The following is a 13770-nucleotide window of genomic DNA, read 5'->3' as shown; positions in this document are numbered from 1 at the left end:
CACTGTCACGGTTCAGCCGGACGCCAGCCCGTGCTCGTGCGCGAAGACCACGATCTGCACCCGGTCCCGCAGCGCGAGCTTGCGCAGGATGGCGCCGACGTGCGTCTTCACCGTCGACTCGCTGGCGAAGACCTGTCCCGCGATCTCGGTGTTGGAGAGCCCTCGGGCCACGGCCTCGAAGATCTCCCGCTCCTTCTCGGTCAGGCCGAGGTACGCCGTCGGCGCGGGCGAGGCGGAGCGGAACTGTCCCTCCAGCAGCGCGGAGAGGTCCGCCGGCGCCAGCACCGCGTTGCCGGCGTGCACGGTGCGGATCGCGTCGCGCAGCATCAGCGGCGTGGTGTCCTTGAGCAGGAAGCCGCTGGCACCGTGCCGGATCGCGGTGGCCGCCCGGTCGTCGAGGTTGAAGGTGGTCAGCACCACCACCCGCAGCGGCTTGCTCCGCCTGGCGACCCGCTCGCGGGAGAACAGCTGCCGGGTCGCCTCAACCCCGTCCATCTCGGGCATCCGGATGTCCATCAGCACCACGTCGGGCTCGAGCTCCTCGACCAGGCGCAGCGCCTCGATGCCGTCACCGGCCTGGCCGACCACGCTCATGCCCTCCTGGGCGTCCACGATCACCGAGACGCCGGCCCGGAAGAGCTCCTGGTCGTCGACCAGGAGCACCCTGATCTCCTCGGCGGGCGCGCTCACGAGGCCACCGACCGCAACGGCAGCCAGGCGGTGGCGGTGAAGGTGGGGCCGGACTCCTCCTGGCGACGCCGTACGTCGAGCCGTCCGCCGGCCGCCTCCAGCCGGCGGCGCATCCCCTCGACCCCCCGGCCGCCGGACCGCGGCTCGCTCGTCATGCGAGCGACGTCCACCGCGGCGATCGGGGCCGTCAGGTCCTCGGAGGTGTCGACCACGTTGCGGACCTCGATACGCAGCTCACCCTCCCAGTGCCGCTCCACGTGCACCACCGAGTCGCGCCGACCGTGCCGGATCGCGTTGGTGAGCATCTCCTGCAGCACCCGGTAGGCCACCGTCTCCAGGTCCGGGGGCAGCGGCTGGGGCGTCCCCTCCTCGGTGCTGAGGACCTGGTGCCCGCTGGCCCGGACGCCGTCCACCAGGCTGTCGAGCCCGCCGAGGCGGACCGTCGGCTGCGCGGTGGTGGTCAGCACCTGGCGCACGTCCTGGAGGGAGGTGCGGGCCGACGTCGCGATGGTGGCCATCGTCTCCTTGAGCGCCTCGGTGTCGGAGCCCTTGCGGTACTGCGCCGACTCGGCCTGGGCCAGGATCACCGCCAGTGAGTGCCCCACCACGTCGTGCACGTCGCGCGCCATCCGCGCCTGCTCCTCGCGGAGCTGGGCGATCTCGCGGGCCTGCTCGGACTCCCGGTGCGCCTGGGCGGCGTCCTCCTCGGCGGCGACCTGCGAAATCTCCGAGCGCCGGGCCCGGGACATGAAGCGCAGCGCCAGGCCGGCCAGCCACGGGATGCCGAGCACCGAGACGCCGATCAGCGCCGCGGCGAGCTGCCAGGTGTCGCCGTAGGAGTAGGCACGCTCGACGAGCGTCATCACGCCCGCCTGCTCCACCAGCCCGGAGAGCTGGGAGACCGCGAGCAGCACGAAGACCACCAGGCCCGCGGCGGGGATGGAGAGCGCGCTGAGCCACACGGTGAGCAGCGATCCCCAGCGGGCAGTGCCGAACGCCACCACGGCGACGGCCACCTCGGAGACCATCAGGTCGACGCTGCCGAGCAGCTGGATGCCGCAGACCGCCCAGACCAGCAGCAGCGCGATGCCGGGGGCCCGACGGCTCAACCCGGCGGCCGCGGCCATCCCGAGCGCGACCAGCGCCAGGGAGGTCCGGGAGGAGTAGACGAGGTCGGTGCCGGTGGCCTCCACCAGCCCGACCAGCAGCACCACCAGCCCGACCGCTAGGTCGGGCGCCCAGCTCCGCCAGTCGCGGGTCACGCCTGTCATGCCCGTCACGCCGGTCATGCCGGGACCCGCTCGGAACGGCGACGCGCCTGCAGCGGCTGCTCCACGGCGTACCAGCCCAGGGCCGCGAGTGGCAGGGTGAGCACCGCGGCCAGCAGGCCGGCGTGGTCGAGGTGGGGGCGGAGCCACATGGTGAGCGGATAGTTCCACAGGTACGCCGAGTAGGAGACGGTGCCGAGCCACACCAGGGCTCGGAGACCGGGGTTGCGCACCTGCGTCCAGCCGCGCCAGGCGATCAGCAGCACCGCGGTCAGGGAAGCGATGGCCGGTCCTCCCGCCAGGTAGGTCAGTGCGTGTCCGCGCAATGGAATCACGCTCAGCACCGCCAGCCCGGCCACGGCCGCCGCCGGCACCCACCCGGGGCAGCGGGCCAGCACCGGGCCGATGCGGTCGCCGTAGACCCGGATGCCGGCGCCGATCACGAAGCAGACCGCCCACGAGGTGGGCAGCGAGTAGGCCAGGTCCGGGGCGTCGGCCAGCAGCACCAGGGTGAGGATGCAGGCGCCGAGGCAGGCGGCGGCGACCGCCAGCAGCGCCGTACCGATGCGGCGCCGGGCGAAGGCGAGAGCCAGCACGGCGGGCCAGAGCAGGTAGAACTGCTCCTCGGTCGCCAGGGTCCACAGGTGGAAGGTGGCGTCGCTGGCGTGGCCGAACGGCAGGTTGCCGGTCCAGGTCAGGGCGACCGCGACGGTCCTGGGCAGCTCGGCGCGGTCGCCGAGCGGGTCCAGGGTGAGCGTCACCAGCACCACGCCGAGCACCAGGAACCCCAGTGCGGGCAGCAGCCGCCGGGCGCGACGCAGGTAGAAGCGGCGCAGGTCCACCCGCCCGGTGCTGTGCAGCTCCTCCAGCAGCAGGCCGGTGATCAGGTAGCCGCTCAGCGCGAAGAACATCACCACGCCGACCACGCCGGCGCCCGGGAGCTGCTCCGGGAGTGCGTGCCGCAGCATCACCAGGGCGATGGCGATCCCGCGGAGCAGGTCCAGGCCCTGGATCCGGGCCCTCACGGGGCGGCGAGCGCGTCGCGCACCAGCAGGTCGAGCAGCTCGGCGTAGGGCAGGCCGGCGGCGGCGAACATCCGGGGCACCTGAGAGGCCGCGGTGAAGCCGGGCATGGTGTTGACCTCGTTGAGCACCGGACCGGCGGCGGTGAGGAAGAAGTCGACGCGCGCGACCCCGGCACAGCCCAGGGCGTCGTACGTCGCCAGGGCGGCCTCCTCCAGCGCCTTGCGCTCCACCTCGTCCAGGGCGGCGGGCAGCCGGAAGTCGGCGCTGCCGTCGTACTTGGTCTCGAGGTCGAAGAGGCCGTCGACCACGATCTCCAGGGCAGGCGAGCAGGTCCGGGAGCCGTCGGCGCGGCCCAGCACGGCGACGTCGACCTCCCGGCCGACCACCAGGTCCTCCACCAGCACCCGGTCGTCCAGCGCGAGGGCGGCCGCGAGGGCGGTGGGCAGCTCCTCGGGCGTGCGGACCAGGGAGACGCCGTGGCTGGAGCCGGCGGCGACCGGCTTGACCACCACCGGGTGGCTCCAGGCGTACGTCGGTGCGCTGGCCGGGGTGAGCAGCACCCCGGGGGCGGTGGCGATGCCGACGGCTCCCGCGACCAGCTTGGTGGTCCACTTGTCCATCGCCAGCGCCCCGGCGCGCAGGCCGGAGCCGACGTAGCGGACCCCGGCGAGGTCGCACAGGGCGGCGAGCGTGCCGTCCTCCCCGCGCGGGCCGTGCACCACCGGGACCACGACGTCGCAGCCGCGCAGCACCTCGACGGCCGCGGCGAGCCCGATCGGCCGGCGGTCGGCGTCGCACCACGCGCCGTCGGGGCTGATGGTGAGTCGCACGACCTCGTGGCCGCAGCTCGCCAGCGCGTCGGCGACCGAGGCCGCCGAGGCGAGCGAGACCTCGTGCTCGCAGTTCTGGCCGCCGCCGATCACGGCCACCCGGCTCATGCCAGGCTCCGCAGTCCGGAGCGGGCGACCACCCGGTGCACCCGGGCGCCGAGGCCGGTGACGACCTCGTGCTCCAGGGTGTCGGACCAGCGCGCCCAGTCGGCCGCGGTCGGCTCCCCGTCATCACCGGGCCCGAACACGGTCGCCACCTCGCCCAGCCGCACCTCCTCCTCGCCCAGGTCGACGACCACCTGGTCCATCGAGATCCGCCCGACCACGGGGCGACGCCGGCCGCGCAGCAGCACCTCGGCCCGCCCGGACGCCGCCCGCGGCAGCCCGTCGGCGTACCCCAGGGGGAGCAGGCCCAGCGTGGTCGCCGCCGGGGCGGTCCAGGTGTGGCCGTAGCCGACCGGCGTACCGGCGCGCACCCGGCGGACGGTCACCACCGGCGCGGTCAGGGTCATCGCGGGCCGCAGCAGGGTGCTGCCGGCACCGTCCCGGGTCGGGTCGATCCCGACCAGGCCCGCGCCGACCCGGACCAGGGTGTGGTGGGACAGCGGGTCGGTCAGGGCGGCAGCGGTGGCGGCCAGGTGCCGGGCGGCGGGCTTCAGCCCGGCGGCGCGGGCGACCCGCAGGCCCCAGGCGAAGCGGAGGCGGCCGGCCGCGTTGGCGGGGTGGCCGGGCTCGTCGGCGCAGGCCAGGTGCCCCATCACGCCCACCACCCGCAGCCGGCCGGCGCGCTCGGCGACCCGGGCCGCTCGGCACAGCGCGGCCCACTCGGCCGGGGCGGCGCCGTCGCGGGCCAGACCGGTGTCCAGGTGCAGGTGCACCCGGGCGCCGATCCCCTGTCGGGCGATCGCCGCCAGGTGCTCGAGCGAGGGGACGGCGAGCTCCACCTGCGCGTGGACGGCGGTGGCGAAGTCGGCCCCGACCGGGTTGAGCCAGCTGAGGAGGGGGACGTCCAGTCCGGCCTCGCGCAGCGGCAGCGCCTCCTCGATGCTGGTCACCCCCAACGAGGTCGCGCCCCCCAGGAGCGCGGCGCGGGCCACCTCGACGGCGCCGTGGCCGAAGCCGTCGGCCTTGACCACGGCCATCACCTCGGCACCGGTGCGCCCGGCCAGCAGCCGGGTGTTGGCCGCGACCGCGGCCGGGTCGACGGCCAGCAGCGGCCCCGACAGGCCGGTCACCGCGCTCACGGTCACCGCGCTCACGGGCACCGCGCTCACAGGCACCGCGCTCACAGGCACCGCGCTCATGCCGCGACCGCCAGGTCGACCGGGCCGTAGAGCGCGGCCGGAGCGCCGGTGGTCAGCGCCCAGTAGCGGTCGCCGTAGCTCCAGTGCCACCACTCGGTGGGGTAGTTCACCAGCCCGGCAGCCCCCAGCACGCGGGCGAGCAGGTCGCGGTGCGCGCGAGCCTCGGCGCCGATCCCGGTCGCCGCGGTGAAGCAGCGTCCCTGGGAGGCCTCCGGGGTAGCGTCGATGGCGGTGCCGAGGTCGAGCTCGGCGCCGGTGGCGTCGACCAGGGTGAGGTCCACGGCACCGCCGGCCACGTGCGGGGCGACCTCGAGGGGGGCGACGAAGCGGCTGGTCAGGCGCGCCAGCTCCGCGGCCGGGATGCCGGGCCGGGCGGCCCGGAGCTCGGCGGTGTAGGTGGCGATGATCGCCTGCTGGTCGCTGGCGGTGCGGTGACCCTCGACCACCCGCAGCGCCACTCCGGGCGGCAGCTGCGCGGCGGCGGTCTCGAGACACTCGGCGAGGCCGGAGCGCACCAGCGCCCGCGCGGGCCCGAAGCCGGCGGCGAGCCGGACCAGCTGGTCGCCGTTCTCACGGACCGGCACGGCGTGGACCCGTGGGTCCGAGAGGAGGATCGTCATGGCTTCACGTTCTCCCGCGACCCCGGTCGCCCGCCTCCACCTCAGGTGCCGAGGCGCTGGCCCGGAGGATGAGAGGCGCCATACGTGAGACCCGTTGCAACGAGTTGCATAGCTGTGCCATCCTCCCCCGGTGGCCCTTGAACACGCCCTCCTGGTGGCGCTCAGCGAGAAGCCCGGTTCCGGGCTGGAGCTGGCGCGCCGCTTCGACCGCTCCATCGGCTTCTTCTGGCACGCCACGCACCAGCAGATCTACCGGGTGCTGGGGCGGATGGAGGGAGACGGCTGGCTCGCCGTCGAGGTCGTGGGGCAGTCCGGCAAGCCCGACAAGAAGGTCTACCGGGTGACGGCCGCCGGCGCGCGGGCGCTGAGCGACTGGCTCGCCGCGCCGACCCCGATGGAGGAGCTCCGCAGCGAGGTGGCGGTCCGGATGCGCGGCGCCTCCTTCGGCGACCGCGAGGCGGTCCTCGAGGTGCTGCGCGGCAACGCCGCCGACCACCAGCTCCGGCTCGCGCACTACCGCCAGCTGGAGAAGGAGTACGACGACCCGTCGGCCCTGACCGGCCACGAGCTCGACCAGTACCTCGTGCTCCGAGGGGGCATCGGCCTGGAGCAGTTCTGGATCGCCTGGCTCGAGGACTACCTCGCTGCCCACGAGCGCAGCACCGATCACGGCTAGACCCAGCCCCTCCCGCCACGACGCCGCCGCCCACGACAAGGACGACCACGTGACCGACTTCCCGCACCTCCTGACCCCGCTCACCCTGGGGCCGCTGACCCTGCGCAACCGGGCGGTGATGGGCTCGATGCACACCGGCCTCGAGGACGCGCCGTGGCACATCGACCGGCTCGCGGCGTACTTCGCCGAGCGGGCCCGCGGCGGCACCGGGCTGATCATCACCGGCGGCTACGCACCCAACAAGCGCGGCTGGCTCAAGCCGCTCGGGTCGGAGATGACCACCCGGATGCAGGCGATGCGGCACCGCCGGGTGACCGCGGCGGTGCACGCCGAGGGCGGCGCCATCGCGATGCAGATCCTGCACGCCGGCCGCTACGCCTACCACCCGTTCAGCGTCAGCGCCTCAGCCAAGCAGGCGCCGATCAACCCGTTCAAGCCGAGCGCCCTGTCGGCCAAGGCGGTGGACGCGACGGCGACCGACTTCGCCAAGTCCGTCGCGCTGGCCCGCAAAGCCGGCTACGACGCGGTCGAGATCATGGGCTCGGAGGGCTACCTGATCAACCAGTTCCTGGCGGCCCGGACCAACGAGCGCACCGACGAGTGGGGCGGCACCGCCGAGAAGCGGATGCGCTTCCCCGTCGAGGTCGTGCGCCGGGCCCGCGAGCTGGTCGGCGACTTCCCGATCATCTACCGGATCTCGCTGCTGGACCTCGTCGAGGACGGCCAGACCTGGGAGGAGACCGTTGAGCTGGCCCACCGGCTGACCGACGCGGGGGTCACCGTCCTGAACACCGGCATCGGCTGGCACGAGGCCCGGGTGCCCACGATCATCACCCAGGTGCCGCAGGGCGCCTGGCGCTCGGTCACCGCCCGCCTCAAGGCGGCGGTCTCGGTGCCGGTCTGCGCCTCCAACCGGATCAGCTCCCCCACCACGGCCGAGGAGATCCTGGCCGCGGGCGAGGCGGACCTGGTCTCGATGGCCCGGCCGCTGCTGGCCGACCCGGAGTTCGTCAACAAGGCCGCGGCCGGTCGCGCCGACGAGATCAACACCTGCATCGCCTGCAACCAGGCCTGCCTGGACCACGTCTTCGCGAACAAGACCGCCTCCTGCCTGGTCAACCCCCGCGCCTGCCACGAGACCAAGCTCGTCCTCGGTCCGGTACGCCGTCGTGAGAGCGTCGCGGTGGTCGGCGCCGGGCCGGCCGGGCTCTCCGCCGCCGTCAGCGCGGCCGAGCGCGGCCTGGCCGTCACGCTCTTCGAGCAGGCCGGCGAGATCGGCGGCCAGTTCCGGCTGGCCATGCAGGTGCCCGGCAAGGAGGACTTCGCGGAGACGCTGCGCTACTTCGGGCGTCGGCTGGAGGTGCTCGGGGTCGACGTACGCCTCGGCACGCGCGCCAGCGCGGGGCAGCTCGACGGCTTCGACCACGTCATCGTGGCCACGGGCGTGGAGCCCCGGATGCCCGAGATCGAGGGCATCTACCACCCCAAGTCGGTCTCCTACGCCGACGTGCTGTCGGGCCGGGTCGTCCCGGGCCGGCGCGTCGCGGTGATCGGCGCGGGCGGCATCGGCGTGGACGTCAGCCACTTCCTGACCCACGACGCGGGCGAGACCCAGGAGGACTGGATGGCCCACTGGGGCGTCGGCGACCCGTCGCTGCACCGCGGCGGGCTGATGGAGAAGAAGCCCCGGCACGCCGTCCGCGAGGTGACGCTGGTCCAGCGCAAGGAGACCCCCATCGGCATCGGGCTGGGCAAGACCTCGGGCTGGGCGCACCGGGCGGTGCTCAAGCAGTCCGGGGTCGCCCAGGTCAGCGGGGCGACGTACGACCGGATCGACGACGCGGGCCTGCACCTGGTCGTGGGCGGCCAGCAGCGGCTGCTCGAGGTCGACCACGTCGTGGTGTGCGCCGGGCAGGAGTCGGTCCGGGAGCTCTACGACACCCTGGAGGAGCAGGGCCGCCTGATCGGTGGCGGCGTGCACCTCATCGGCGGCGCGGACGTGGCAGCCGAGCTGGACGCCAAGCGCGCCATCCGTCAGGGGACCGAGGTCGCCGCGGCGCTGTGAGCGCCGCGGCTCGCGGGCGGCCGGGGCTCGGTCAGGCGGTCGGGTGCCGCACCCAGACGTTGGGCTCGGTGTAGACCGCGATCCCGTGCTCCACGTCGCAGTGCACCGGCGCCAGCGCCTTCGGCACCGCCACGGGGCCGGTGCGGTCGAAGGGCAGCCCGGTCCAGCGGCGCCACTCCTCCAGGGTGCTCGGGATGACCATCGAACGAGGGGCGACCTTGTCGATACGGCCTCCGATGCGGACGTGGACCCGCAGCCAGGGGTCCACCGGCAGGCCGTCCTCGCGGGTCCGGAAGGCATAGCCGGCCATCGGCTCGTCGACGTCGGCCTTGCCGTTGGGGCGTACCGGCGCGACGAGCTCGGCGTACCCGAGGCGGGCGGCGTTGTCCCGCAGCGCGATCAGCATCCGGCTCGAGAGACCGGCACCCTGGTGGTCGGGCCTGATCGCGACCTCGAGTGCGGAGACGGCGTTCGGCTGCTGTCCGCGCATCCGGGTGGCTGCCGCCCGGCGGACCGCCCCGTCCCAGCCGTCGTCGGGCAGCTCGTCGCCGTCGAGGTGGAACGGCACCGAGCATGCCTGCGCCACCACCTCGCCCGTGTGATCCTGGGCGAGGAGCACGTAGTCGGCGTACTGCTCGAGGACTCCGTAGAAGAGGTTGCTGATCGGGTCGTGCGCCATGAACTCCGGCCAAGGGCTATCCATGGCCCAGAAGGCCTCGACCAAGTCCGGTCGGTCCGCGAGCACCGAGATCGTCACGTCCACGCCGTCATTCTGCCCGTGGCGCTCGGGCTGCGCCGAGCGCAGGTCTGCTCCCCGCCCTAGACTCACCGCCGTGACCACCAAGATCGCCGTCGTCGGGCTGGGGTACGTCGGCCTGTCCATCGCGGTGCTGCTCTCCCAGCACAACGAGGTCGTCGGCCTCGAGGTCGACCCCGACAAGGTCGAGGCACTCAACGCCAAACGCTCCCCGATCCACGACCCCGAGATCTCCGACTACCTCACCACCCGCGACCTCGACCTCACCTTCACCCTCGACCCCGCCACCGCGTACGCCGAAGCCGAGTACGTCGTGATCGCCACCCCCACCGACTACGACGCCCAGACCAACTACTTCGACACCTCCAGCGTCGAAGCCGTCATCACCGCGGTCATGGCCGCCAACCCAGACGCGGTCATGGTCATCAAGTCCACCATCCCCGTCGGCTACGTCGAAGACATCCGCGCCCGAATGGGCACCGAGAACATCATCTTCTCCCCCGAGTTCCTCCGCGAGGGCAAAGCCCTGCTCGACAACCTGCGCCCCTCCCGCATCATCGTCGGCGAGAACACACCCCGCGCCCAACGCTTCGCCGACCTCCTCCTGGCCGGAGCCCTGGACCACGACGTCCCCGTGCTGCTCACCAACCCCACCGAGGCCGAGGCCATCAAGCTCTTCGCCAACACCTACCTCGCCATGCGCGTGGCCTATTTCAACGAGCTCGACTCCTTCGCCATCACCCGCGGCCTCGACACCCGCGCCATCATCGACGGCGTCGGCCTGGACCCCCGGATCGGCACCCACTACAACAACCCCTCCTTCGGCTACGGCGGCTACTGCCTGCCCAAGGACACCAAACAGCTCCTGGCCAACTACTCCGAAGTCCCCCAGACCCTCATCTCCGCCATCGTCACCGCCAACCGCACCCGCAAGGACTTCATCGCCTTCGACATCCTCGAACGCAACCCCCACGTCGTCGGCATCCATCGCCTCATCATGAAAGCCGGCTCCGACAACTTCCGCTCCTCCTCGGTCCAAGGAATCATGAAACGGATCAAGGCCAAGGGCATCGAGGTCATCGTCTACGAACCCGAGCTCACCGACGACACCTTCTTCGGCTCCCGCATCATCCGCGACCTCGACGAGTTCAAGAAGACCGCCGACGTCATCGTCGCCAACCGCCTCACCGACGACATCGCAGACGTAGCCGACCGCGTCTACACCCGCGACCTCTTCGGCTCCGACTAGCCGAGTCGCCGGCCACCGCAGGGCCGCGAATCCCCAGTCTGGGCGATATTGCTCGAACACCTGTTCGATTATCCTGGGTCTATGACGTTGCCAGGGACCTCCGGGTCGATCGAGGGAGATGTGTTCCCTCTCGACGAGCTGGATGCTGCGGGGGTGTTGGAGCGGGCCGAGTGTGCGTTGGTGGCGCGGCGGGCGGTGGAGGTGGAGGACCTGCGGCTGGTGGCGCAGTGGGCGGTGCTGCACGGTGGTGATCCGCGTGATGACCCGGGCGCGTCGGGGTGGGACCGGTTGGTGGAGATCGGTGGTGAGGGCACGCCGCGGGTGCGGGACCTGTGCCTGGGAGAGCTGGCGGTGGTACGGCGGGTGCACGGGCTCTCGGTGCGCTCGGTGATGGCTGATGTGCTGGATCTGCAGTGGCGGTTGCCGCGGACCTGGGCGGTGGTGCTGGGGTTGGGGTGCGAGCCGTGGCTGGCGCGGCGGGTGGCGTCGTTGTCGCGGCGGTTGGGGCTGGTCGAGGTCGGCGTGGTCGATGCCGCGGTCGCGGGGTGCATCGGCGGGGAGGCGCCCGCGCGGGTGCTGGAGGTCGCCGAGGCCGCGGTCATCGCGGCCGACCCGGCCGGGCACGCGGCCCGGGTCGAGGAGCAGCGGCGGCGCCGGTTCGTCTCCCTTTCGCGTACCGATGAGCACGGCCTGCGGCACCTGGTGGCCCGGGTCGAGGCCGGGGACGCGGTCTATGTGGAGGCGATGGTGGCCCGGGTCGCGGAGATCCTGGCCACCCAGCACGACCAGACAGCCACCCAGACCGGGACAGCTGGGGCTGCGTCGCGGCCCAGCCGGGACGAGCTCCGGGCCGAGGCCCTGGGATGGCTGGCCCGTCCCGCGGAGCTGCTCCAGCTCCTCCTCGAACACACCACCCCCGACCAACCCGACCAACCCGACCAGCCGAACCAGCCCGAGCCCGCCGATCCCCAGGACGGCCCCGGCCTGAGCCGGGCGTTGGCGTTCCCCGCCGACCTGCTCACCGCACTACGCAGCATCGACCCCACCCGGCTGCGCCCCGCCGCGGTGCTCTACCTCCACCTCACCGACCACACCCTGACCCACCCCGAGACCGGGGTGGCCCGCATCGAGGACCACGGCCCGGTCCTGGCCGCCCAGCTCACCGGCTGGCTGAGCCACACCCACCTCACCGTCAAACCCGTCATCGACCTCGCAGAGACCATCACCACCACCGCCTACGAACACTCCCCAGGCCTGAAGGAACGCATCCGGCTCCTGGTCGGCGCCCGCGACACCTTCCCCTACGCCACCAGCAGGTCCCGCCACCTCGACCACGACCACCCCACCCCGTACCGCCACGACGCACCACCCGGCCAACCAGATCAGACCGGCACCCACAACAGCGCACCCCTGTCCCGACGCCACCACCGCTGGAAGACCCACGCCGGGTTCCGCTCACGCCAGATCGCCCCCGCGACCTACGCCTGGGCCACTCCCCACGGGCACCACTACCTCGTCGGACCCCACGGCACCCGACCCCTCACCAACCGCCAGGGCCAGCGCTACCACGACGCCACCGGCGCCGAGCTCCACCTGATCAACCGCCACCTGGCTCCCGGCTGACCCCGCACCGCGAGCGGCCGGGTCAACGCGGGCGGCGTACCCGCACGGTCCGGGACCGACCCAGCTCGCGGCCCCGTGCGTCGAGCGCCGCCACGGCGACGTGCTCGACGGGCTTCGCCGTCAGCGTGGTCTCGAAGCCGGTGCGCTTGCCGGTGCTGAGCGGGCGCAGCCGGTCCGGGTCGTCCGCGCCCAGCACCCGCCAGCGGGCGACACCGGTGGCGCCGTTCCAGGAGGCGTGCACGGTGAGTCCGGCCTCGTCCAGCGCCGCCGCCACGTCGGGCGCCGAGTCCGGCCGACCCGTCCACCGGTGCCGGTAGACCCGGTAGGAGCCGCCAGCCAACCCGGTCACCTCCTGGACCACCTGCCCATCGGGAGTGAACTCGGTGGCCGAGGGATCGGTGCCCCAGCCCACCAGGACGTGGGAGTCGTCGAGCACCTGCATGCTCCCCATCGCCCCGGAGAACCGGTCGCCGCGGGTGTACCGGCGTACCAGGCGGACCGTGCGGGCCGACTCGTCCACGTCGAGCAGCAGCCCCGAAGAGCTGCGGCCCGTGGTGCCGATCCGGCCGTTGTTGTCGAAGACGCTCAGCCGCCCCGTCACCGTGGTGCCGTCCGCTCCGCCGTCGAGGAACCGGGCGTCGTGCTGGTAGCCGAAGTGGGCGTCCTCGGCCACCTCGAAGTCGCTGCGCTCGCCACCGAGACGCCACCGCACCTCGCCGCTGCGGCGGTCCACCAGGACCAGGGAGCTGGAGTGCCGGAACCCCAGCAGCAGTGCGTTCCCGCGCGCCTGGACGGAGTTGACGTGCCACGCGTCGAAGGCGCCGGCCGGGGAGTCCCCGGGGCGGGTGCCGCCCGGCTTCTCGTGCGTCTCAGTCAGGTCGAGCCGCTCCTCGGCCACCCAGTCCAGCAGCACCTCGCCGGTCTCGACGTCCACCTCCTGCACCCGGTTGGAGAGCAGCCAGCCCTGCGCCGGGCCCCCGACCGGAGTCAGGTCGAACGGGATGGTCGGGTAGGAGACCAGCAGCGCCGTACCGCGGTCGGTCAGGGTGAACTCGTGCAGGTCGGCGGCCACGCCGTGACCGGTGCGCACGGTCGCGACCTCCCGGTAGCGGTCGTCCAGGATGACGCCCTGCCCCGTGCCCCAGCCCTCGAAGACGTTGCCCGCCCAGTAGGTCAGCACCGGCCTGCCCCGATAGGTCTGCACCTTCAGGTCCGCGACCCCCCGGCCATCCGGCTCCAGCCACACCGGCTCGCCGTCGTTGTCCAGGATCGCTCCCTGGAAGACCGACATCCGGCCGCCCGTGAAGAGCAGGCCGGCCGCGACCGCTCCGGTGGTCTCCACCGAGACGTCGGGGGCGACGAGCTGGTTGCTGAGGTAGCGCCGCGGCTCGGGGTCGCTCGGCTCCGCCGTGCCCGAGGCAGCCCCCGCGTCAGGCGCGTCCGAGGACTCCTCAGAGCCTGCTGAGTCCCCATCGCGGTCCGAGTCCCCGGCGAGGGCGAACCCGGCGGCCGTGCCGCCAGCGCCCAGGACCACCCCGCCGGCCGCCGCTGACGCGTAGCCCAACCAGGCCCGCCGGGTCACCCCTCGGGCGGCCTCGTCGTCCTCCCCGGTCGGTGCCACAGAGCGAACCTAGCCATCGAGCACCCCCACGGACAGCCTCTG

The 13770-nt window shown here is 73.1% G+C and carries 12 protein-coding genes; 4 read left to right on the top strand and 8 right to left on the bottom strand.

What is annotated here, in order from left to right; translation table 11 throughout:
- Nucleotides 1-12 precede the first annotated feature (12 nt).
- From C0R66_RS00860 to C0R66_RS00835, 6 genes are read right to left on the bottom strand one after another with little or no spacing between them, the layout of a single operon-like run.
- On the bottom strand, nt 13-690 hold the full coding sequence (locus C0R66_RS00860) for a response regulator (RefSeq protein WP_101523091.1): 678 nt from the start codon (nt 688-690) through the stop codon (nt 13-15).
- A complete protein-coding gene (locus tag C0R66_RS00855; protein ID WP_158647812.1) occupies nt 687-1979 on the bottom strand; it encodes a sensor histidine kinase in 1293 nt (430 codons plus the stop codon). The genes C0R66_RS00860 and C0R66_RS00855 overlap by 4 nt, the downstream gene beginning before the upstream one ends.
- Nucleotides 1976-2983: an acyltransferase family protein gene (locus C0R66_RS00850; RefSeq protein ID WP_101523089.1), complete on the bottom strand. Its 1008-nt coding sequence runs from the start codon at nt 2981-2983 to the stop codon at nt 1976-1978. The genes C0R66_RS00855 and C0R66_RS00850 overlap by 4 nt, the downstream gene beginning before the upstream one ends.
- Complete coding sequence (locus C0R66_RS00845) at nt 2980-3921, bottom strand: D-alanine--D-alanine ligase family protein (protein ID WP_101523088.1); 942 nt, start codon at nt 3919-3921, stop codon at nt 2980-2982. Before C0R66_RS00845 ends, C0R66_RS00850 begins: the two co-directional genes overlap by 4 nt.
- A complete protein-coding gene (gene alr / locus C0R66_RS00840) occupies nt 3918-5117 on the bottom strand; it encodes an alanine racemase (RefSeq protein WP_101523087.1) in 1200 nt (399 codons plus the stop codon). Before alr ends, C0R66_RS00845 begins: the two co-directional genes overlap by 4 nt.
- Nucleotides 5114-5737, bottom strand: a complete 624-nt coding sequence (locus C0R66_RS00835) for a M15 family metallopeptidase (protein WP_101523086.1) — start codon at nt 5735-5737, stop codon at nt 5114-5116. The genes alr and C0R66_RS00835 overlap by 4 nt, the downstream gene beginning before the upstream one ends.
- Before the next feature lie 130 nt (nt 5738-5867).
- Between C0R66_RS00835 and C0R66_RS00830 the strand changes: the two genes are divergently transcribed.
- Nucleotides 5868-6413: a PadR family transcriptional regulator gene (locus C0R66_RS00830; RefSeq protein ID WP_101523085.1), complete on the top strand. Its 546-nt coding sequence runs from the start codon at nt 5868-5870 to the stop codon at nt 6411-6413.
- A 49-nt stretch (nt 6414-6462) separates the two neighbouring features.
- Nucleotides 6463-8478: an NADPH-dependent 2,4-dienoyl-CoA reductase gene (locus tag C0R66_RS00825; RefSeq protein ID WP_101523084.1), complete on the top strand. Its 2016-nt coding sequence runs from the start codon at nt 6463-6465 to the stop codon at nt 8476-8478.
- A gap of 31 nt (nt 8479-8509) precedes the next feature.
- On the opposite strand, the gene C0R66_RS00820 is transcribed toward C0R66_RS00825, so the two are convergent.
- Nucleotides 8510-9241: an N-acetyltransferase gene (locus C0R66_RS00820; protein ID WP_101523083.1), complete on the bottom strand. Its 732-nt coding sequence runs from the start codon at nt 9239-9241 to the stop codon at nt 8510-8512.
- A 70-nt stretch (nt 9242-9311) separates the two neighbouring features.
- Here C0R66_RS00820 and C0R66_RS00815 point away from each other — a divergent pair, with 70 nt between their 5' ends.
- Nucleotides 9312-10484 (top strand): nucleotide sugar dehydrogenase, encoded by a 1173-nt coding sequence (locus C0R66_RS00815; protein ID WP_277869146.1) that lies wholly within the window; start codon nt 9312-9314, stop codon nt 10482-10484.
- Between the two features lie 81 nt (nt 10485-10565).
- Nucleotides 10566-12107 carry a hypothetical protein gene (locus C0R66_RS18495; RefSeq protein WP_158647811.1) on the top strand — a complete coding sequence of 514 codons (1542 nt, stop codon included), beginning with the start codon at nt 10566-10568 and terminating at the stop codon, nt 12105-12107.
- 22 nt (nt 12108-12129) lie between these two features.
- Here C0R66_RS18495 and C0R66_RS00800 read toward each other — a convergent pair whose 3' ends face one another.
- On the bottom strand, nt 12130-13728 hold the full coding sequence (locus C0R66_RS00800) for an arylsulfotransferase family protein (protein WP_101523079.1): 1599 nt from the start codon (nt 13726-13728) through the stop codon (nt 12130-12132).
- Nucleotides 13729-13770 lie beyond the last annotated feature (42 nt).

This window comes from Nocardioides houyundeii (genome assembly GCF_002865585.1).
GTDB classification, from domain to species: Bacteria; Actinomycetota; Actinomycetes; order Propionibacteriales; family Nocardioidaceae; genus Nocardioides; species Nocardioides houyundeii.
Note: the sequence above shows the minus strand (reverse complement) of the source record. Positions and strands in the feature narration are given on the sequence as shown.